This window comes from Polaribacter sargassicola (assembly GCF_021991835.1).
Classification (GTDB): Bacteria; Bacteroidota; Bacteroidia; order Flavobacteriales; family Flavobacteriaceae; genus Polaribacter; species Polaribacter sargassicola.
In genome coordinates this window covers 290,634-312,699 of record NZ_JAHDAU010000002.1, presented here as the reverse complement: position 1 = coordinate 312,699, position 22,066 = coordinate 290,634, and the positions used below count along the sequence as shown (strand labels likewise).

Genomic DNA, 22,066 nt, shown 5'->3' with positions numbered 1-22,066 from the left:
ATTAAAATGTAATTTTAGCGTTGATACCAAAGGTTCTAACATTTGGGTTCTGACCTGTTTCTGCATAACCACTAGATATTTCTGATACATCTGTGTTTGGTACTGATGTATATATCATCCATAAGTTATTTGCATAAACACCTAAATTTACTGCTTTAAATGGAGTTTTTTCTAAAATTGAGCTAGGTAGATTGTAGTCTACACGCATTGTTCTTAATTTTACGTATGAGTTGTCAAATAACCATTCTTCAGTCATTCCGTAAAGTCTTTTGTAGTAGTAGTATGGATTAACTAAATATGATACTTCTTCTCCTGTAGTTTCATCTACTCCTTCAATTAACACACCACCTGAGTTTGAGTCTGCATCTTCTAAATTTACATAGTAGTTACGAGCAGAATTTGATGGAGTAACCTCATCTCTCTTAGGATTACCTAATGCATTGTCATCTGTTGTAAAGTCTAACACACCAGAGTAAGCACCAAACATTTGAGATACTGAAAATATTTTCCCACCTTTTTGGAAATCTAAATCAAATCCAATATTAAAATTACCTACAGCGATGTTATGAGACATACCTCCTGTAAAGTCTGGTAAGTAGTTACCTAGGTATTGAGAGTCATCATATCTTGGACTACCTGTGGAAGATAATATTTTTCTTCCTTCTTCATCTCTTCTGTATTTTCTACCATACATTGCACCCCATTCTTCACCAACACGTTCTACTAATGATAATCCCCAAGTACCACCAATAGAGTTTTCATCTGATGTGTCAGATATTTTGTCAACAAATCTCTTTAAAGTTGCAAAGTTTAAATTGAAATCCCAATTAACCGTTTTAGTTTTAATAGGGTTAGCAAATAGAGTGTATTCCATACCGTTGTATGTTTGTTGACCTGCATTTGTAGTTGTACTTGTGTAACCTGTTGCTGGATTTAATGTTACGCCAACGGGTAATTCTTTATCAACTTTTTTAAAGTAAGTGATATCTAAACCAATTCTACTTTGAAGAAATTTTAATTCTGTACCAAATTCTATTTCAGATCTTTTACCACCGTATAAGTTAGGGTTTGGGTAAGTGCTGCTTAAAGTTTGTACACCGTAAGATCCGTATGGAGTACCACCACCGTAAACAATATTGTTAGCGTAAACACTAGGGAAACTTGGAGCTTCTGCTGTACTTGCTCTTAGTTTACCAAAAGTTAAAATGTCGTTTTTAGGTATTATTTTACTAAATATAAAGCTTAAAGATCCTCCGTAAGTTTCTACACGGTTTGTTTCTGGATTTGCTGTAGATTGCCAGTCTAATCTAGCAGAACCGTCTAGGTAAAGCATGTTTAAAAAGCCAAAAGAAACTTTTGAGAATGTAGAGTGTCTTTTAATTCTAGAATAGTAACTAGAAAGGCTAGGTCTATCTATAGAAGAAGACAGGCTGTAAAAATCTAATGTAGATAAACCACCTACAGAAGCTCCACTAATACTTTTGTATCTATTATCATTAATTTCGAAACCTAATGTTGCTTGTATGTCTAAATTATCTGTAATATCTCCTTCGTAATTGATGATACCAAATAACTCGTCTTGAAAGTCTGTGTTTTCAGATTCGCTATAACTTTCTACATTTAAACCTCCAAAACCTGTTCTGTTATTGTATTCGTAAGAATTAAATGTTTTTCTTACTTCTAATGTAGCGTTTAAATTATCATTAAACTCATAAGTTAAACCAATTTTACCATACAAAGCATTTTTAGTTTGAAAGTTTAAGTTTTCATACACTTCAAAAAATGGAGAGTCCCAATATAGAGGTGTAGAATTTGTTTCACTTTGAATATTCCAAGAAACTACTTGTCCATTACGTTTATAATCTCTTAATCTATCAATATCTAATTGACGTTGCCACCACTGATTAAAGTTAGAGATAACTGTATTGTATCCATTGTCTGGGAAGTTTTGTGTTCTTCTGTCTTGAAAGTTTACAAAAGCATAAGTTTTTAATTTTTTTGTAATATTAAGGTTTGCATTAATAGATGCGTTTGTTTGATTTCTGTCAGAATTTGTATAAATCAATTTTCTGTCAATTTTATTGATACTAGCTCTTATAGAGTAATCTTCACCTCCTTTAAGGTAGCTAACAGACAAATTGTTAGTTACTCCGGTTTGAAAAAAGTCTCTAACGTTATTAGGTTGTGGAGACCATTCTCTTAATTTTCCAAATTCAGGATCTCCTTCAATCCAAGAATCCCAATGACGTACCATTTGTCCTTCTAATTTAGGACCCCATGATTCATCTGCATAATATTGCGGCATTAAATGTCCTTCAAACTGCGCCCAAGAAGGGTCATGAATAGAAGGGTTGTAGGTAAATACATCAAAAGCATTAGGGTCTCTTCCTGCTGCAGAGTTATATCCACCACCGTACTCGTTTTGATAATCCGGTAGTAAGTATAGATTATCTATTGAAGTACTCCAGTTAACATCTACGTTACTTTGTCCTTTTTTAGCTGTTTTAGATGTTATAACTACAACACCATTTACTGCAGTAGGCCCGTATAGTGCAGTTGCTGCAGCTCCTTTTAAAATAGAAATATCGTCAATATCGTCAGTATTTACATCAACAGCATTATTTAAACGAATTCCATCAACAACAAATAATACATTTGTGTTTCCTCTAATTCTAATGGTTGAATTACCAAAACCAGAAGAAGGTGTTCCTTGTAATTGTACACCAGCAACTTTTCCTGCTAGGGCTGTACTAATATCAGGTTCACGTGTTCTTACAAGATCTTTAGATTCTACAGTTTGTTGGGCAAAACCTAAACTTTGTTTTTCTCGTTTAATACCTAAGGCGGTAACAACTATCTCCTCTAGTTCATTTGCGTCTTCTACTAAAGTAACATTTATAATGTTAGTAGATGAAACTGTCTTTTCGGTTGTTTTATACCCTAAGTATCTAAAAACTAAAACATCGCCTGGTTTAGCTTTGATTGAGTATTTTCCGTTAAAATCAGTTTCTGTACCAACCGAGGAGTCTTTAATAGTAATGCTTACTCCAGGTAGTACATCGAGGTTGCTTTTAACAATACCGGTAATAGTTTTTTCTTGAGCAAAGGATATTTGCACAAGAAACGCCAAAAAGAGCGTTAAAATTCCATTTAATTTTGTTTTCATTTTAAAAAAATATTTGGTTTGATTTACTCAAAACTCTTAAAATAATATTAAGAAAACAATTATTTAACATAAAATATTGAAGTTGAATGTAATAATTTTTAAATATATAATTTTGTCAATAAAAATTGAATTTTTAATAATTTTTTTAAGTTTAATTGTTATATTTATGTTGATAATTATGGTGTTTTAGTTAAAACGTTGAATTATTTGTTAAGGAATTTTATTTTCTGTGTTGTTTGTTGATTTAATTAAGTGAGTATGGAATTGTTTATTATTTTTTTTAGAATCTAAAGTATTTTGCTTGTTTTCTTTTAAAAAGATGTTGAACTAGAGTTTTTTGTGTGTAGGTATTTATAATGATATCTAGTTTTTAGAAAAGATAGGTTACATCTATTTTAGGTTTTTATTTATTTTAATTTGTGTAAAGTTATTTTTTAAATCTAAATAATTTCTTAAACAAAAAAACACCTCTATTAGAGGTGTTTTTTTGTTTAAGAAATAGAGTAAATTAATTTTTAGTCAAAATCATTGTTCTGTCTGAAAAATAACCATCAACTGTATAAGTAATTTCTATACTCTCATCTGCCATTACTAAACCTGTACCAGAAACAGCAATACCGTAATCTTCTGTTAAGGTACCTCCAGTTACAGATATAACATCACATGAATCATCAATGTCAAAAGAATAATTAGATCCAAAGTAATCGTCACCACTTACAGTGTATGTTCCAATAGCAGTCTCTGTAATTGTTACTGCTTTTCCATTAGAATAAGTGTATTCACCAGCTAAATCAGATTCACAAACTCTAATAATATTTATAGTTAACATGTTATCATTACCTATAAATAAACCATCTTGTTCTTCTAATTTTAAAACTAAAGTTTTGCTAGATATAATGTTAATATCTTCTATTGCAACATCTAAAGTTGTAGAAGTGCTATTTGCAGGTATTGTAATAGAAGAAGGTATAGTATAAGATAAAGGATCTGCATCAGATGCAGTTTCATCAACTATTAAGTTAAAAGTTCTATCGCTACTACTTTTTTTACTTACAGCTACATAGTATGATGCAGAGCTATTGCTGTCTTCATCAACTAGTAAATCTACTTCTGTGTCTGAAAATGCAATATAATTGTAATTAGATATATTGGCATCTAAATCATCTTCACATCCAATAAATGTAGATAGAGATAAAGATAGAAATAATAAAAAAATATGTTTTTTCATAATTTATTGTTGTTAGAAAGGTAAAGGTTGGTAATAAACCTTTACCTTTTGTTTATTTTAATTAATCTATATACGGGTTGTTTTGAACTTCTGCTTGAGGAATCTTGAAGTTTAATACTTCATCATTATAGTTAAATGAAGTGTTAGCATGAAATACATGGTTAGACCCTCTAGTTATGGTAGCTTTGTTTCTCTTCATTGCTAAATAACTTTTTCCTTCTCCCCATAATTCAATTTTTGTTTGTAAGTAAACCTCATTCATTAAAGCTTGACCTGTTAAGCCGTCTATGTAAGCATAATCTGTAGCATCAGTAAATCTTTGAGATAATAATTCTTTTAAACGAGTTTTTGCATCATCTTCTAAACCTTCTTTAGCAGCCATTTCAGCAGAAAGTAAATACATTTCAGCTACTCTCATGTAAACATAGTCATCTTCAATGTTTCTTTGTCCACCTATAACTTTAGCTGCGTTGTAAAATTTGTTACGTGGCTGTAAATCATTAGCTGTGTCAAACTGAGTTTTTCTTATATCATTTGCGTCTATTAAGTCATATAAACCTTGGTCGATACCTTTTTTATCTCCAGCCCATTGGTAACTATAAGTGTAAACATCCATTTGTCCCCACCAAGAAACTAAATCTAAACTGTTAGCTAAAGTAACGTCGAATCCCCAAATCCATCCAGGAGTATTTACATCGTTAAAGCCACCTGTTACTTCTGAAGAAGACATTAGAGTGTATCCAGAATTTATTACTTCATCAGCTAAAGCTTTAGCATTTAAATTATCACTACTTGATCCTCTAGCAGCATATACATAAGCTAATAAAGCTTTAGCTACATCTTGATTTACGTTAGCTTTGTTAGATCTACTAAAACCATCTAATAAAGTAATAGATTGTGTTAAATCATCTATAATTTGGTTGTAAACTGCCTCCATTGTTGATTGTGGTTGTACAGGGGCTTCTGAATCTATATATATTGGTAATACAGTTGATGTAGCATTATACTCAGTATCAAAAAGTTGTGTTAAATAGAAGTATGCATAAGCTCTAAGAGCTTTAGCTTGTCCTAAACTATATTCTACATCTACACTAGAAGGAGTAGCATCATTACCACCTAAAGATTTTATAACTAAATTACAAGATCTAATAACTCTGTAATAGTATCTCCAAGGCATGTAGTTAAAATTACTAGTGTAATCTATTGTTGATAATAAATTAGCAAAGTTTCCGTATCTGTTATAGTTATTTGCTGTTAAAGCTAAATCTCCAGATAAAAAATCTGTCATTATATCATATCCTTTTTGACCAAAGTCCTCATGTCTAGTTGTACCTCCTGTACCGGTATTAATCATCATAGAATAAATACCATTTAAAGTAGCTTCTAAAATAACTGGGTTTAACTCTCCTGTAGCACCTGTGTCTTCTAAGTTAATAAAAGATGTTGGGCTTGTGTCTAAAAAGTCATCTTCACAACTAGTTATTGTCGAGAAAATTAGAATGGCAAAAACCATTCGTAAAAAATTATTTTTCATTTTTTATGTTTTTTAATTTTATTTAAAATTTTATACGTACACCAAGTGTAAATGTAGATAAAGGAGAATATCTATATGTGCTAGAAGCTCCTGTTACACTTGTAGAAGGGTTAAACCCATCTCTTGCACTTAATAAAAATAAATTATCACCAGATAACCAAATATTTAAATTAGAAATTCCTGTATTTGCTATTAATTGTGTAGGGATGCTGTATCCTAATCTAATATTATTTAAAGCAAGGTAATCACTAGAAGTTAAAAATCTTGTAGATAAACTGTTTACAGTTACATTTTGATTGCTGTATAATCTTGGTACATCTGTAATGTCTCCAGGATTTTGCCATCTGTTTCTTATGTCTGTATGGTAACTACTACCACCTGCTTGGTCGTTATTCAATAAACCAGCGTATTGGTAATCATAAGAATATCCTCCTAAACTATAAGAAAATTGTGTAGAAATGCTAAAATCATATATTTCTGCTGATAATCTAAAAGCTCCCATAACATCTGGTATAGCAGATTTACCAACATATTTATCAGTTGATTCTGTATAGTTTTTAGTTAAAGTTTGCTTAATTTCATGGTCAGGATTTCTAGTTGTGTACTCAAACAAACTTAAAATTTCTTCTCCATCATCATAGGCACCATTGCTATTAGAATCATAATAGTTTTGTTCCCATAAAGCAGAACCATCAGCAGGATCTACACCAGCCCATACAGGCATATAAAAATCATATCTACTGTGCCCTGTTGCACGACCATAAGGACTAGAGATATCTATTATTTTCTCTCTTCCTTCTGCATTGTCATATGGCATAGAAGTAAGTTCGTTTTTAATCATTTGACCGTTTAAGCTAAGGTCAATTTTAAAGTTTTCTTTTTGTAATAAGTGTGCAGTAAAGTCAAACTCTAAACCACTATTTCTTAAAGACCCATCATTCACAGTTAATAAAGCATCTCCTGTTGAAATAGCTATTCTAGTACTAAAAATTAAGTCATTTGTGTTTTTTACATAGTAATCTAAATTACCGTCTAAGAAATTGTTGAATAATGTGAATTCTGTACCAACTTGAAATTGATTACCTGACTCCCAAGTTAAATCTGGGTTTTGAATAGCTCTTACGATTAAAGAAATGTCTCCATCTAAATTATCAATATCATATCCATCTTGTCCAGAATAATAGCTTACACCTCTGTTATCTCCTTGAATACCGTAACTAAATTTTAATTTTAAATAATCAACGAAGCTAGCACTATCCATAAAGTCTTCATTAGTAATTATCCAAGAAGCACCTGCAGACCAAAAAGTTCCCCATTTATCTCTATAGAACCTAGATGAACCATCACGTCTTAAAGAACCAGATAAGAAGTATTTTTTAGCATAGTTGTAGTTTACTTGACCAAAATAACTGTCAATAGTTTCTTTATCAGTATATCCAGAAGGATTAGAACCAATATTAACATAGTTTGTAGGGTCTGTTAAACCATTGTAAAGGTTTACTACTGTGTTTTTACTAATATAAGTTCTTTCTTCTTCATATATATTAGATTCATGAGCTAATAAAGCAGTTATTGTATTATCTCCAAAAGTAGTTTCGTAATTAAACATTTGTAAAATGTTTTGTCTTATAGCAGATCTTTTTTGTTGAAATAAGCTACCACCTTGTCCTGCAGCAGAACCGTAAAAAGGATTATTTACTGTATTATCTGTGTAAGCATAATAGTTACCAGAGTATTTTGTTGTAAAAGTTAATCCTTTCATTAAGTTAACTTTAAAAGAAAAGTTACCATTAATAGAATGACGATTATTTTGATCTAAATCATAAGTAGCATCTGCAATTGCATTTGTTAATCCACCAAAACCTCTATTTAAACCGTAGTCATATTGAGGTCCTCCGTAAATAGGATCTTCAATAATATCACCATTATCATCGCGTAAGAATAATGGATAAATTGCAGGAATATTATCTGTAAACCAGAATACACTTCCAGAGTCACTTGATTGACCATTTGTAGTTTGTTTAGCATATGTGTAATCAATATTAGCATTTGCTTCTAACCAATCTGTAGGTTTGTGAGTTAAATTTAACCTTGTTGTATAACGTTTATAGTCAGAATTAATTACATAACCTTTATCACTTAAGTAACCAAAAGAAGAGAAATAAGTTGTTTTATCATTACCACCACTCATTGTTAAGTTCACTTCATTTCTAATAGCAGATTGGTAACCGTAATCGGCCCATTTTTCTGGAGTGTATTTTCTTGTAACACCTTCTCTTACAAGACCAGTTGTTGGGTCTATTAATTCAGAAACATCGCTTATGTTCCACATATTATAATCACTAGATATACCTAATCCAGAAAATAAATTATTATTTGCGTATGCAACAGTATCATCTTGGTTTAAGAAATCTCCAGTGTTTTTAAGAGATTCCCAAGCTGTTTCTATATACTCATCTGGTGATGTTATATAATCATAACTAGGTAATAATCTCATGTTAACCCCTGTTTTAACTTCTAAAGAAATATCAGAAACTCCAGATTTACCTTTTTTAGTTGTAATTACAATTACCCCATTAGAACCTCTAGAACCGTAGATAGAAGTTGCTGTTGCATCTTTTAATACTGTAGTAGATTCTATATCAGAAGGGTTAATGTTACTTAATGCATTAGTGTAAGGTACACCGTCTACAATATATAAAGGTGCACTGTTACCATTGATAGAACCAAAACCTCTAATTCTAACTGTAGCAGTAGTACCTGGTTGACCAGAACCGTTTACAACAGTTACACCGGCAACTTCACCAACTAATGCTTGCGAAATATTAGAAACACTTTTAGCTTGTAGGTTTTCTGCATTAACTACCGTTGCAGTACCTGTAAATGCTTGTTTAGTTGATGTTCCATAACCAACAACTACAACTTCATCTAAAACATTAGCATCTTCTACCATTTTAACATTGATAGTGTTAGATGTTCCTACTGTTTTTTCTGTAGGTTTGTATCCTAAATATCTAAAAATTAATACGTCACCTGTTTTAGTTTTGATTGTGTAGTTACCATCAAAATCAGATTCGGTACCGGTATTACTACCTTTTACTGTAATACTAACACCAGGTAGACCGCCAGAATCGTCAGTAACAGTACCTGAGATTGTTTTTTCTTGTGCAAAGGAAATTTGTACAAGAAACGCTAATAAAAGCGTTAAAATTCCATTAAACTTTGTTTTCATTTTATAATTATTTGAATTAAAGGCGCCAAAAATCTTAAAAATTATACAAAAAAAACAATTATTTAACATTTAATATATGTCACTTTTATATATTTTTTTACATTAATATTTTAAAACTATAAAAATTATGGATTCTATATTTTTTATGATGTTAAAATGTTTTTTTCGTATTAAGTCTATTGGGAGTGAAAAAACTTACGCTAATAAAAAAGTGTTAAACATAATATTTAACACTCTTTTGATTGTTTTTTATATTAGTTGTCTACCTTAAAAAGATCTTTGTCTTACGGTTTCATATAAAAATGCACCACATGCTACAGAAACATTTAAAGAGGCTATTTCTCCTAATAAAGGTAATTTGGCTTTATAGTCAGCCATTTTTAGAATCGATGGATTGATGCCTCTGTGTTCAGAACCCATAATTATAGCTATAGGTTGATTTAAATTTATATTATAAATAGATTCTTCTGTTTTTTCTGTGGCTGCTACTGTTTTAATGTTGGATGCTTGTAGTAAGAACAATGCATCTTTAATGTGGTCTACTCTGCAGATAGGTAATTTAAAGGCAGCTCCTGCTGATGTCTTTATTGTTTCTGCGTTAACAGGTGCACTACCATTTTTTTGAATAATTATTCCATTTACACCAGTACATTCAGCTGTTCTTATAATCGCCCCAAAGTTGCGAACATCAGATAGTTGATCTAAAAGTAAAAATAATGGAATTTCTTTCTTCTCAATTGTTTTTTCAATTAGTTGTTCTAGATCATAGAATTCTATAGGAGAAATCTGAGCAACAGCACCTTGGTGGTTATTGTTTTTTGATAATCTATCTAATTTTTCTACAGGAACCATACTTGTGGTAAGTTTGTTTTTTTTGATTAAGTTATCTAATTCAAAAAATAAATTTCCTCTTAGTCCTTTTTGTAGATATATTTTATTAATTGTAGAGCCGCTTTCAATCGCTTCAATTATAGCTCTTATTCCAAAGATGTTTGTTGTTTCTATCTTATTATCCATTTTGCAAATGTATGTTAAAAAATGAAAATATTAATTAAAAAGGTTTTAACACCTTCTATGAATATTATGTCTATAAATATATTGAATAAAAAAGCCAGAACAAATTAATGTTCTGGCTTTTAATATTAGATTAATATTGTTGTTTTTTTAGTTTACATCCCACCATAATTTAGTGTGTAAATTATCAGTACCTTGTAAAGAAATTATTGTATTATAATTTTCTGAATTATTATCCTGTACACTTGAGTCATAAGCTAATCTTACTGGTATTCTAGGATCAGCAGCATATTCTGAAGGTGTTAAAGTTGGAGCGTCTAATCTTCTCCATTCAGACCATGCTTCTTGTCCGTTTAAATATAAAGCAATGTATTTTTCATATGCTATATCAGAAATTGTTACTGATGTATGATTGCTTAGGTATGAAGTGATATCAGCTTCATCCACTCCCCAATAAGTCATAGAGTCTGTGATTCCTTCGCTAAACAATGTTTCAGCTGTTTCTCCAACATTCCAACCTCTTAAAGCAGCTTCTGCCATAGATAATTTTACTTGTGCAGAAGTGTAAATTGGTGTTGGAAATGTGTTGTCGTCATAAATGATTTCAGAAGGAGGGAAAGAGTAAGAAGGTACGTTTCCGTTTACATTACCATCTGGAGCTCCAACATAACCTGCATCTGCGTCATCTGGAAAAACAGGGTTTGGAAAGATAGAATCTCTTGCTGGTTCTCCGTATTTAAATAATCTAGGATCTAAATTTTCTCTTAAAAAACCAACCATCGCTTCGGACATTATATAGTCTTCTCTTGTTTTAAATCTGTCGTGCCAAGGGCTATCTCCAGCATCATCAGAAGTGTAGTTATATTCTATGTTTTCATCATTAGATTTAATGTAATTTCCAGAAGTAATTACTTCTTCAAATTTAGTTTGAGCTAATGTTGGGTTAACGTCAGAAATTCTAAGTGCTAAAGTCATTTTTAATGAATTTGCAAAAACTAGCCATCTACTCATGTCTCCTTCGAAAATGATATCACCTACAGGTCCTGTTGAAGTAGTAGTAATTAAACTTATAGCTTCTTCAACTTCATCAAACATAATTGTATATAATTCTTCTTGAGTGTTAAACTTTGGTTGAGGAAAATCTATTCCTTGAAAAGCTTCTGTCCAAGGTAATCCTCCCCAACTGTCAGTCATAAACTGAAGTATAAATGCTCTTAAGATTTTTGCTGTTGCTATTTGATTGTTAGTGTTACCAAATGCCTCAGCTTCTCCAACTGTTTCTGGATCTGTATTAAGTTTAATTATTTCGTTTAAATTTTGAATTGCTCCTGTGTAATAGCTATTGTAGCTATATGTTAAGGTAGCGTATCTTGATTGTCCTGGGTATTGTCCTTCTGTTATTTGTTGTGTAAAAAGAGTACCCGTTAAACTTGTGCCTATGGTAGATACAGTTTTCTGTGCTTGTGTCAATAGCTGAGAAGTTACAGCAGCTGTGGGGCCGTTAGGGTTATCATTTGTGTCTCCAAAATCAACAGTGTCACAAGAAATGTAGAAGAACGACACACACAACAATAATATTGTCTTTTTTAATATATTATTCATGTTATTTTTTTTTAGAATGTTAATTTTAAATTAATACCGTAAGAAGATGTCATTGGTAATGTCCCTGCTTCAGCCCAGTTTTCTCCACCTCTTTTTTCTAGTTCAGATGGGTCAACCCAAGATAAGTCAGAATAAATTAACCAAACATTATTTGCTAACAAACTAATTTGTGCGCCAGTTAAGCCAACTTTTTCAACAACATTAGAGTTGAAATTATAAGTCATTTTTACAGTTCTTAATTTAACGTAGCTAGCATCGTGTACGTTGTTTTCGTAGATGTTACCTAAATTACCTAAGTTAAAGTAATCTTGTGGGTCTACATATTTATCTACTACTGTTCCATCAGAAATTGGGTTTCCGTCAGCATCAGTTCCTGTTTGTAATACTCCAGTGATATGAATACCACCTCCGTTAGCTACAGGGTCTCTTAAAGGGTTTCCTTTATCGTTTAAACCTGCAGTGTAGTCTGCTAAACCAGAATGATCCATATATCTTTCTGTTCTAGAGTAGTATAGACCTCCTTTTTGTCCGTCAAAACCTAAAAATAAATCAAGGTTTTTGTAAGAAAATGTAGTGCTTAAACCTCCTGTAAAATCAGGTAATAAACTTCCTAATTTTTTGTTAGATTGTATTGCAAAATTATCTGTGCTAGTAAAAATGGTATTTCCATTATCATCTTTTGCAAAACCAGTAGAGTAGAATAGACCATACTCTTCACCAACACGAGCTTGTAAGCTTACGGTACCGTAAGTACTAATGTTGTAAGATCCTACATCAGTATAGATCTCTTCAACCATTTTTTCTAAAGTACCAAAGTTAACTGCTAAATCCCAAGTAAAATCATCTGTTTTAATTACGGTTCCGTTCAATCCTAGCTCAATACCTTTAGAAGTTGTTTTACCAGAGTTTACTGTGATAGAAGAATATCCTGTAGATCCGTCTAGAGAAATATTTGTAGGTAAGTCTTCATCTACTCTATCAAAGTAAGTAATATCTAATCCTATTCTATTGTTTATGAATTTTAATTCTGTACCAATTTCAAATTCTTTTCTTGTACCTCCAATTAGGTTAGGGTTGTTTTGAGTTGTTGGAACTGATAATGTACCGTAACCTTGATAAAGGTCTCCAGGGCTATATGTATTAGAAATTTGATATGCATCTGGGAAATAAGGTGCACTTGCGTAACCTGCTCTTACTTTAGCAAAAGAAATAGCTTCGCTTTTGTCAAATAATTTATGTGCTAATAAACTTGTAGAAATACCAAATGTTTCTACTCTGTTATCGTCAGCTTTTGCGGTAGAAGACCAATCAAGTCTGTAAGCTCCATCAACATATAATGTATTTTTGTAACCAACAGATGCTTTTAAGTATGCACCTCTTGTTTTGCTTTGTTCAATATTTGTTGAAGTGGTTACTGCGTCTGTAGATCCTGCTAAGTTGTAAAAATCAGGAATTGCTAAATCACCGTTTGTAGTAGAGTATGTGTAATTGTAATCGTTATTTACAATTTCACCTCCTAAACTAACATTTAAATCAATATCTCCATCGGCAAACTTGTCTTGATAAGTAGCCATACCAAAGTAGTGCTCTTTTGTGTTTTTGTAGTAATATTCTGAGTAGAATGCAGGGTCTAATAAACTTTTTGTAGTTCCTCTGTCGTTACCACTGTAAGAGTTAAATGTAGATCTGATTTCTCCAAGCACACTAAATTTTTCATTAAATTTATAAGTACCACTAATTTTACCATATGTAGCATTTTTGTAATCATTCTTTATGTTTTCATAAGAGTGGAAATATGGCATATCCCAATAAAGAGGTCTTGCATCTCTTGGTCCTCTAATATTCCAAGAAACAACTTGTCCGTTAACTTCATAATTTTCTAAACGATCAAGATCTAATTGCCTTTGCCACCATTGGTTCATGTTGGATCCTAAGTTACCATAACCTTGATCTGGGTTGTTTAACGTTGATCTGTCTTGATAGTTTACAATTGCTGTAAGAGCAAATTTATCTGATATATCATAAGAAGCATTAACAGAAAAATTTATTGTTTTTTGATTAGAGTTTGGTACAATACCTCCTTGGTCAATTAAAGAGATAGATGACCTTATTTTGTAGTCGTCTCCACCTTTTGCAAATGAAAGATTTGTGTTACTTGTTACACCTGTTTCATAAAAATCTTCAACATCACTAGTTGTTGGAGACCATGCTCTAGTTTTACCAAATTCTTCTCCTCCTTCAATCCAAGAATCCCAATGACGTACCATAGTTCCATCTAATCTAGGTCCCCAAGATTCATCAGCCCAAAAGTCAGGGTAAAGATCTCCGTCAAAAGCAGCCCAAGATTCAGGGTCTACTGTTGAGTCGTAAGTAAATGTGTTAAAAGTTTGACTATAACCACCTCCATATTCATTTTGATAGCTTGGTAATGCTGCAACTCTATTAAATGTTGTAGCTTGATCTACTGTGAAAGTAGCTGTACCAGATTTAGCCGTTTTTGTAGTAATAATGATAACACCATCTCTACCGTCGGGACCGTATATTGCTGTTGCAGAGGCGCCTTTTAGTACAGACATATCTTCAATATTGTCTGTGTTTATATCGCTAATAGAGTATACAATTACACCATCAACTACATAAAGTGCACCTGTTTCACCTCTTAATTTTATTTGAGAGTTCCCAAATGTAGTAGAAGAGTTACCAACAATTTGTACACCGGCAATTTTACCAGCTAAAGCATTGTTTATGTCTGTTTGTTTACCTTTTTGAAGTTCTGCTCCTTTTACAGATTGTTGAGAGTATCCTAAAGATTTTTTATCTCTTTTGATACCTTGTCCTGTAATTACAATCTCATCTAAAACGCTAGCATCTTCTTCTAGTGTTACGTTTATAGAGTTTGATGTCCCAACAGTTTTTTCTATGGTTTTGTAGCCAACATAACTAAAGCTTAAGATGTCTCCTTCTTTTACTTTAATCGTGTATTTACCATCGAAATCAGTTTCTGTTCCTGTTGTAGTTCCTTTTAATAGTATGCTAACTCCAGGTAATGGACCTGAAAAATCAGATACAGTTCCAGAAACCGTTTTTTCTTGTGCAAAGGTAACTTGCACAAGAAACGCTAGTAGAAGCGTTAAAATTCCTTTAAACTTTGTTTTCATTATTTAGTAAATTTGAATTATTTGAGCCAAATATCTGTTTTTATTATTAAATACACAATGAAAATTGTTAAAAAAGGTTAAAAAGTAGTTAATAGAGGTTAAAGTGTTGAGTATTTTTTAATGTTATTTAGAAGAAATTTTTCCATCCAATTAATAGCTTAATGTTTTTAAAGTCAATTGTTTTAGAGTTGCTTTTGCTGCCAATTGTGCTTATGTTTATCTGAGAATTATTGGTGGTAAATAAATATCCAAAACCTAATCCGATTAAAGTAGTGTTTGTTTTGTTGATTTTAGCTGTACCTATATCGGATATTGAATAAATATAAGACTTGTCTGATGTTAAGTGTCTGTATTCTAGGTTGAAAAAATTGTAGTTTTTTGTAAAAATGCTTTGTTCAGTATAGCCTCTAATTGAGTTTGCGCCACCTATTCGGAATAACTCATTATTTAGATAATTATCAGATAGTAAGTAGCCAAATTCATTTTTTATGTAAACGTTATTTCGACTGTTAATGTCCCATATGTATGATGCTTTTGTTTTAATTTTTATTTGGCTTGAAAAAATATGGTTTGCTTTTCTGTGGCCTAAAAAAGGAGTTAACTCTAAATAAAGTTTGTTATTGAAAAAAGAATCGTTTTTAGGTTTTGCATAAGAGAAGTTTATCCCGATAAAGCTATTTGTAAAAGATTCTTGATTAGTTAATGTGTTTTCTGAAGTTAATGTTGATGATGATTCTGAGTTGTAGTTAAGTCCTAGTTTTATATAGTTATTTAGGTTGTAGTTTATTTGTGTTTCTATTTTTGAATTTATGTAGCTTGAGTCTTGTTTGTAGATTGAAAAAGAAACTTCTGGGCTAATTTTAGAATTAAAAATATAAGGTGTTTTGGTAAAAAGTTTTAATTCTTGTGTATCTTCTCCAATGCTATTCCAGAAAATATTAAACTCTTCACCTTTGTTTAAGGTGTTTATTAGCTCTAAGTTTATGTTTCCGTTAAAAATAATGTCGCCATTTTCTTTTGAGGATAGGTTTAAGATTCCGTCAAAGTTGTTAGTTTGTACTTTTTTTAAATACATATATAATATAGTAGAGTCTTTAGTAAATAGCACTTCAGGTTCTTTTATTTCTTTTATAAAATTTAGGTTTTTTGTTAGTGAAGAGATTTGGTTGATTTTTTGTTGATTAAACAAAGTATTGGGGCTTATGTTGAAATAATTCTTTATGTATGATTTTGAAAATTCTTCATAACCTTTTATAATTACCTTTTGGATGTTTCTTTTGGTTGATTGTGATATTTTTAGTTCAGCAAATAATATTTCATTTTTTATAGAAATGTTTTGTAATCGAATTTTAGAAAAGGATTTTCCTTGTTGATCTAGTTTTAAGGTGATTTTAGAAAGTAGTTTTTTTAATTTATTTATAGGGATGATTAACGTGTCCTCTTTAATGTTGTATTCGCTAAATAAGTTTGCTTGATCAGGTTCTATTTTTAATACTGCTTCTGTTATTTTGTTTTGTAAAGAAAAATAGGCGATAGATCTTTTATCTTTCTTTTTTATAGTTCGAACCAGATTGGTGAAATACCCTTTATTTTTTAAAATATTGGAGATAATTTTTATCTCATTGTTTAGAGAGTTTGTGTCTTTATGATGAGTTGTGTATTTGATTTCTTTTAAAACAGACTTTTCTTTATCGTTTTTTGAGGTTATTTCTAACACGTAATCTTGAGAGAAAATTTCATTACAAGTGAGTAGTGTAAATAATGTAATTATGTAAAAAGTAATTTTTTTTTTCAAAATTGATGGAATATTGGTTTCAAAAGTAGTGGAAAATGCTAAAATTCAGCATAAAAATAATCATGAAGAAAAAATAACTTACTGATATTTGAATAATTAGAAATTAATCGTACATTTGCGCACTCTTAAAAAAGAGATAAGGTTTAATTATAAACGAAAAACAGTAATAATTTAGTATGCCAACTATTCAACAATTAGTTCGTAAAGGAAGAACCAAAATAACTAAGAAGAGTAAATCGGCTGCTTTGTCGTCTTGTCCTCAAAGACGTGGAGTTTGTACTCGTGTTTATACTACAACACCAAAGAAACCTAATTCAGCAATGCGTAAAGTTGCCAGAGTTAGATTGACAAATGGTAATGAGATAAATGCATACATTCCAGGAGAAGGACATAACTTACAAGAGCACTCGATAGTATTAGTTAGAGGTGGAAGGGTAAAAGATTTACCAGGTGTTAAATATCACGTGGTACGTGGAGCTTTAGATACAGCAGGTGTTGAGGGAAGAACTCAACGTAGGTCTAAGTATGGAGCAAAGCGCCCAAAAAAGTAAATTAGTAACTTTTTTAATGTAAAACATGAGAAAAAGAGCAGCAAAAAAAAGAGTCTTATTACCAGATCCAAAGTTTAATGATCAGTTAGTAACACGTTTCGTTAATAACTTAATGTGGAGTGGTAAGAAGTCAGTAGCGTTTAAAGTATTTTACGATGCGTTAGATATCGTAGAGGAAAGAAAAGGAGAGGGCGAAGAAAAGTCAGCTTTAGAAATTTGGAAAGAAGGTTTGTCTAATGTTATGCCACATGTAGAGGTTAGATCTCGTCGTGTAGGTGGGGCAACTTTTCAAATACCAATGCAAATTAGACCAGACCGTAAGGTGTCTATGGCAATCAAATGGATGATTTTGTATACTCGTAAGAGAAACGAAAAAACTATGGCACAGCGTTTAGCTGCTGAAATTTTAGCTGCGGCTAAAGAAGAAGGTGCTGCAGTAAAGAAAAGAGTAGATACTCATAAAATGGCAGAAGCAAACAAAGCATTCTCACACTTTAGATTTTAATAGAAATGGCTAGAGATTTAAAATTTACAAGAAATATTGGTATTGCTGCGCATATTGATGCAGGTAAGACTACAACTACAGAACGTATATTATATTATACGGGAGTTTCTCATAAAATTGGAGAGGTGCACGATGGTGCTGCTACAATGGACTGGATGGAGCAAGAGCAAGAAAGAGGTATTACAATTACTTCTGCTGCAACAACTTGTACATGGAACTTTCCAATTGAAAATGGAGAAAAAACTCCTGATACAAAAGGATATCACTTTAATATTATTGATACTCCTGGTCACGTTGATTTTACTGTAGAGGTAAATAGATCGTTACGTGTATTAGATGGTTTAGTTTTCTTGTTTTCAGCTGTTGATGGTGTTGAGCCTCAATCAGAAACAAACTGGAGATTAGCAGATAATTATAAAGTTCCAAGAATTGGTTTTGTTAATAAAATGGACCGTCAAGGATCAGACTTTTTAGGTGTTTGTCAGCAGGTAAAAGATATGTTAAAGTCAAATGCGGTGCCAATTGTTTTAAATATTGGTGACGAGGATGAGTTTAAAGGTATTATTGATTTAGTAAAAAACCGTGCTATTGTATGGCATGATGAAACTCAGGGAGCTACTTTTGATGTTATCGAAATTCCTGAGGATATGAAAGAAGAAGCTCGTAAATACCGTGCGCTTTTAATTGAAGAAGTTGCAAGTTATGATGAGGAGCTTTTAGAGAAATTTATGGAAGATGAAGATTCAATTACAGAAGAAGAAGTGCATGCTGCACTTAGAGCTGCTGTAATGGATATGGCTATCATTCCTATGATTTGTGGTTCTGCATTTAAAAATAAAGGTGTACAGTTCTTATTAGATGCTGTATGTCGTTATTTACCATCTCCTACAGATAAAGAAGGTATTGTTGGTGTAAACCCAGATACAAACGAAGAAGAATTACGTAAGCCAAGTGTAAACGATCCTTTTGCAGCATTAGCATTTAAAATTGCTACAGATCCTTTCGTAGGTCGTTTAGCATTCTTTAGAGCTTATTCTGGTCGTTTAGATGCAGGTTCTTATGTTTTAAATAACCGTTCAGGTAAAAAAGAACGTATTTCTCGTATTTATCAAATGCATGCTAATAAGCAAAATGCAATTGATTTTATTGAAGCGGGAGATATTGGAGCAGCTGTAGGTTTTAAATCTATTAAAACAGGAGATACTTTATCTGCACAAGAAAATCCTATTGTTTTAGAATCAATGGATTTTCCTGATCCAGTTATTGGTATCGCTGTAGAACCTAAAACTAAAGCGGATGTAGATAGATTAGGTATTGGTTTAGGTAAGTTAGCAGAAGAAGATCCTACATTTACTGTACGTTCAGACGAAGCTTCAGGTCAGACAATTATTTCTGGAATGGGGGAATTACACTTAGATGTAATTGTAGATCGTTTAAAGCGTGAGTTTAAAGTAGAGGTTAATCAAGGTCAACCACAAGTAGAATATAAAGAAGCTATTACTGCAAGTGCAGATCATAGAGAAGTTTATAAGAAACAATCCGGTGGGCGTGGTAAATTTGCTGATATAGTTTTTACTATAGAGCCAGCTGACGAAGGTGTACAAGGTTTACAGTTTGAGTCTATTATAAAAGGTGGTAATGTTCCTAAAGAATTTGTTCCTTCAGTAGAAAAAGGATTTAAAGAAGCGATGAAAAATGGACCTTTAGCAGGTTATGAAATGGATTCTATGAAAGTTACATTAAAAGATGGTTCTTTCCACCCTGTGGATTCTGATGCTCTATCTTTTGAATTAGCTGCTAAAATGGGTTATAAAGTTGCGGCAAAATCTGCTAAAGCTAAAATAATGGAGCCTTTAATGAAGTTAGAAGTTTTAACTCCAGAGGAAAATATGGGTGATATTGTAGGGGATTTAAATAGAAGAAGAGGTCAAGTAAATGACATGAGTGATCGTAACGGTTCTAAAGTTGTTAAAGCATTAGTTCCTTTATCAGAAATGTTTGGTTATGTTACTGCTTTAAGAACAATGTCTTCTGGTAGAGCTACTTCTACAATGGAATTCTCACATTATGCAGAAACTCCTTCTAACGTTTCAGAAGATGTAATTGCAAAATCTAAAGGTTAATCCACTAAATTATTTAAGATGAGTCAAAAAATTAGAATTAAATTAAAGTCTTACGATTACAATTTAGTAGATAAATCTGCTGAAAAAATTGTAAAGACAGTAAAGAGTACAGGAGCTGTAGTAAATGGTCCTATACCTTTGCCAACACATAAAAAGATTTTTACAGTATTACGTTCTCCACACGTAAATAAAAAATCTAGAGAGCAATTTCAATTAGCTGCTTATAAGAGATTATTAGATATTTATAGTTCTTCATCTAAGACTATTGATGCTCTAATGAAACTTGAATTACCAAGTGGTGTAGAAGTTGAGATAAAAGTTTAAGTTTTTAATTAACTTTCGGTTTAATTTTGTTAAACCGAAAGTTTTTTATACTTTTGCAACCCGAAATATAGTAGGGTGGTTATTTTTGATAAAAAATAACAACATGTCCAGAGCGTTTCGCGAAGGAAAAACGGAAAAAAACAAAATCAGCGTTGAGTTTGTTTGCGCTGTTTTTTTTTGAGTGAAATTTAATGGGTAGGATATGAAACGTTTGTTTCAAAACAAATAATTATTAATAATAGACGCGCTGGATAAATATCTAACGTCTAAAATTTTAACTAAATGTCTGGGTTAATAGGAAGAAAAATTGGAATGACCAGCTTATTCGATGAAAACGGGAAGAATATTCCTTGTACAGTAATTGAAGCGGGTCCTTGCGTTGTTACCCAAGTCAGAACCGAAGAGGTTGACGGCTACAACGCCTTACAGCTTGGTTTCGATGACAAAAAGGCGAAGAGTTCTAACAAAGCGTTAGATGGTCACTTTAAGAAAGCTGGCACCACTGCTAAGAAAAAAGTCGTTGAATTTCAAGGGTTTGAAGAAGGGTACAAATTAGGAGATGCAATTACAGTAGATCACTTTGAAGAGGGTGAGTTTGTAGATGTTTCTGGAGTATCTAAGGGTAAAGGTTTTCAGGGTGTTGTAAAACGTCACGGTTTTGGTGGTGTTGGTCAAGCAACTCATGGTCAACATAACCGTTTAAGAGCTCCTGGTTCTATTGGTGCTGCTTCGTATCCTGCAAGAGTATTTAAAGGTATGCGTATGGCAGGAAGAATGGGAGGAGATAAAGTAAAAGTTCAAAACTTAAGAGTGTTAAAGGTGGTTGCTGAAAAGAATCTACTTGTTGTTAAGGGAGCGGTTCCTGGACATAAAAACGCTTTTGTAACTATTCAGAAATAATGGAGGTAGCAGTTTTAGATATTACAGGAAAAGACACTGGTAGGAAAGTTGAACTTTCTAAAGAAGTGTTTGGTATTGAGCCAAATGATCATGCAATATACTTAGATGTAAAACAGTACTTGGCAAATCAACGTCAAGGAACTCATAAGTCTAAAGAGAGAGCAGAAATTGTTGGATCAACAAAAAAGATAAAAAAACAAAAGGGTACAGGTACGGCGAGAGCAGGATCAATTAAATCTGGTGTTTTTAGAGGTGGAGGACGTATGTTCGGGCCAAGACCAAGAAATTATTCTTTTAAATTGAATAAAAACTTAAAGCGTTTAGCACGTAAATCAGCTTTAAGTATACAAGCTAATGATGAAAATTTAGTTGTAATTGAAGATTTTAATTTTGAATCTCCAAAAACAAAAAACTTTACAAGTTTATTAAAAGCTTTAGAGTTAGAGACTAAAAAAACATTATTTGTTTTAGAGGGTGAGAATACAAATGTTTATTTATCATCTCGTAACATTAAAAATTCTAAAGTAGTTAAAACTTCAGATTTAAACACTTATGCTGTTTTAAATGCTAATAAAGTTGTTGTAACTGAAGGTTCTTTAGATGGAATTAATAAAAACTTAAGTAAATAGGGATATAATGAGTATTTTAATTAAACCTATTATCACGGAAAAAGCAACAAATGATAGCGAATTATTTAATCGTTATTCTTTTGTAGTAGATACAAGAGCTAATAAATTAGAAATTAAAGAAGCTGTAGAAAAAGCTTATGGAGTTTCTATTTCAAGCGTTAGAACTTTAAATTATCCAATTCAAAGAAATACTAAATTTACTAAAAAAGGTTTAGTAACTGGTATTAAAAGTGGATATAAAAAGGCTATCGTTCAAGTAGCAGAGGGAGAAAGTATTGATTTTTATAACAATCTTTAAGGAAAAA

The 22,066-nt window shown here is 31.8% G+C and carries 15 protein-coding genes; 7 read left to right on the top strand and 8 right to left on the bottom strand.

Translation table 11 applies throughout. The features are described from left to right. Position 1: 1 nt before the first annotated feature. From KI686_RS04795 to KI686_RS04760, 8 genes are all read right to left on the bottom strand, one after another. Positions 2-3,166: a SusC/RagA family TonB-linked outer membrane protein gene (locus tag KI686_RS04795; RefSeq protein ID WP_237588124.1), complete on the bottom strand. Its 3,165-nt coding sequence runs from the start codon at positions 3,164-3,166 to the stop codon at positions 2-4. A gap of 508 nt (positions 3,167-3,674) precedes the next feature. Next, positions 3,675-4,394 (bottom strand): hypothetical protein, encoded by a 720-nt coding sequence (locus KI686_RS04790; RefSeq protein ID WP_237588123.1) that lies wholly within the window; start codon positions 4,392-4,394, stop codon positions 3,675-3,677. Between the two features lie 61 nt (positions 4,395-4,455). Next, a complete protein-coding gene (locus KI686_RS04785) occupies positions 4,456-5,928 on the bottom strand; it encodes a RagB/SusD family nutrient uptake outer membrane protein (RefSeq protein ID WP_237588122.1) in 1,473 nt (490 codons plus the stop codon). A gap of 22 nt (positions 5,929-5,950) precedes the next feature. After that, entirely contained in the window at positions 5,951-9,160 is a 3,210-nt protein-coding gene (locus KI686_RS04780) for a SusC/RagA family TonB-linked outer membrane protein (protein ID WP_237588121.1), read from the bottom strand. 267 nt (positions 9,161-9,427) lie between these two features. Next, positions 9,428-10,177 (bottom strand): 23S rRNA (guanosine(2251)-2'-O)-methyltransferase RlmB, encoded by a 750-nt coding sequence (rlmB, locus tag KI686_RS04775; protein WP_237588120.1) that lies wholly within the window; start codon positions 10,175-10,177, stop codon positions 9,428-9,430. Positions 10,178-10,324: 147 nt separating this feature from the next. Beyond that, a complete protein-coding gene (locus KI686_RS04770; protein WP_237588119.1) occupies positions 10,325-11,776 on the bottom strand; it encodes a SusD/RagB family nutrient-binding outer membrane lipoprotein in 1,452 nt (483 codons plus the stop codon). 11 nt (positions 11,777-11,787) lie between these two features. Beyond that, positions 11,788-14,934 carry a SusC/RagA family TonB-linked outer membrane protein gene (locus tag KI686_RS04765; RefSeq protein WP_237588118.1) on the bottom strand — a complete coding sequence of 1,049 codons (3,147 nt, stop codon included), beginning with the start codon at positions 14,932-14,934 and terminating at the stop codon, positions 11,788-11,790. 127 nt (positions 14,935-15,061) lie between these two features. Beyond that, positions 15,062-16,729, bottom strand: coding sequence for a POTRA domain-containing protein (locus KI686_RS04760; protein WP_237588117.1), 1,668 nt, complete (start codon positions 16,727-16,729; stop codon positions 15,062-15,064). A 176-nt stretch (positions 16,730-16,905) separates the two neighbouring features. Between KI686_RS04760 and rpsL the strand changes: the two genes are divergently transcribed. The 7 genes from rpsL (at position 16,906) to rplW (ending at position 22,059) form a co-directional block, all read left to right on the top strand. After that, on the top strand, positions 16,906-17,280 hold the full coding sequence (gene rpsL / locus KI686_RS04755) for a 30S ribosomal protein S12 (protein ID WP_018943587.1): 375 nt from the start codon (positions 16,906-16,908) through the stop codon (positions 17,278-17,280). A 25-nt stretch (positions 17,281-17,305) separates the two neighbouring features. Continuing rightward, entirely contained in the window at positions 17,306-17,785 is a 480-nt protein-coding gene (gene rpsG, locus KI686_RS04750) for a 30S ribosomal protein S7 (RefSeq protein ID WP_237588116.1), read from the top strand. A gap of 5 nt (positions 17,786-17,790) precedes the next feature. After that, positions 17,791-19,908: an elongation factor G gene (gene fusA / locus KI686_RS04745; RefSeq protein ID WP_237588115.1), complete on the top strand. Its 2,118-nt coding sequence runs from the start codon at positions 17,791-17,793 to the stop codon at positions 19,906-19,908. Positions 19,909-19,926: 18 nt separating this feature from the next. Then, positions 19,927-20,232, top strand: coding sequence for a 30S ribosomal protein S10 (gene rpsJ / locus KI686_RS04740; protein WP_068363283.1), 306 nt, complete (start codon positions 19,927-19,929; stop codon positions 20,230-20,232). 282 nt (positions 20,233-20,514) lie between these two features. Then, on the top strand, positions 20,515-21,132 hold the full coding sequence (gene rplC, locus KI686_RS04735) for a 50S ribosomal protein L3 (protein WP_237588114.1): 618 nt from the start codon (positions 20,515-20,517) through the stop codon (positions 21,130-21,132). Beyond that, positions 21,132-21,761, top strand: a complete 630-nt coding sequence (gene rplD, locus KI686_RS04730) for a 50S ribosomal protein L4 (protein ID WP_237588113.1) — start codon at positions 21,132-21,134, stop codon at positions 21,759-21,761. The genes rplC and rplD overlap by 1 nt, the downstream gene beginning before the upstream one ends. Before the next feature lie 7 nt (positions 21,762-21,768). Beyond that, positions 21,769-22,059, top strand: coding sequence for a 50S ribosomal protein L23 (gene rplW / locus KI686_RS04725; protein WP_237588112.1), 291 nt, complete (start codon positions 21,769-21,771; stop codon positions 22,057-22,059). Positions 22,060-22,066 lie beyond the last annotated feature (7 nt).

What these genes read in the sequence shown, in the direction of transcription:
- rpsL (WP_018943587.1), top strand. Translation starts at nt 16,906, where the DNA reads ATGCCAACTATTCAACAATTAGTTCGTAAAGGAAGAACCAAAATAACT.
- KI686_RS04770 (WP_237588119.1), bottom strand. Translation starts at nt 11,776, where the DNA reads ATGAATAATATATTAAAAAAGACAATATTATTGTTGTGTGTGTCGTTC.
- rplC (WP_237588114.1), top strand. Translation starts at nt 20,515, where the DNA reads ATGTCTGGGTTAATAGGAAGAAAAATTGGAATGACCAGCTTATTCGAT.
- rpsJ (WP_068363283.1), top strand. Translation starts at nt 19,927, where the DNA reads ATGAGTCAAAAAATTAGAATTAAATTAAAGTCTTACGATTACAATTTA.
- KI686_RS04795 (WP_237588124.1), bottom strand. Translation starts at nt 3,166, where the DNA reads ATGAAAACAAAATTAAATGGAATTTTAACGCTCTTTTTGGCGTTTCTT.
- KI686_RS04765 (WP_237588118.1), bottom strand. Translation starts at nt 14,934, where the DNA reads ATGAAAACAAAGTTTAAAGGAATTTTAACGCTTCTACTAGCGTTTCTT.
- KI686_RS04780 (WP_237588121.1), bottom strand. Translation starts at nt 9,160, where the DNA reads ATGAAAACAAAGTTTAATGGAATTTTAACGCTTTTATTAGCGTTTCTT.
- KI686_RS04785 (WP_237588122.1), bottom strand. Translation starts at nt 5,928, where the DNA reads ATGAAAAATAATTTTTTACGAATGGTTTTTGCCATTCTAATTTTCTCG.
- fusA (WP_237588115.1), top strand. Translation starts at nt 17,791, where the DNA reads ATGGCTAGAGATTTAAAATTTACAAGAAATATTGGTATTGCTGCGCAT.
- rpsG (WP_237588116.1), top strand. Translation starts at nt 17,306, where the DNA reads ATGAGAAAAAGAGCAGCAAAAAAAAGAGTCTTATTACCAGATCCAAAG.
- KI686_RS04790 (WP_237588123.1), bottom strand. Translation starts at nt 4,394, where the DNA reads ATGAAAAAACATATTTTTTTATTATTTCTATCTTTATCTCTATCTACA.
- rlmB (WP_237588120.1), bottom strand. Translation starts at nt 10,177, where the DNA reads ATGGATAATAAGATAGAAACAACAAACATCTTTGGAATAAGAGCTATA.
- rplD (WP_237588113.1), top strand. Translation starts at nt 21,132, where the DNA reads ATGGAGGTAGCAGTTTTAGATATTACAGGAAAAGACACTGGTAGGAAA.
- rplW (WP_237588112.1), top strand. Translation starts at nt 21,769, where the DNA reads ATGAGTATTTTAATTAAACCTATTATCACGGAAAAAGCAACAAATGAT.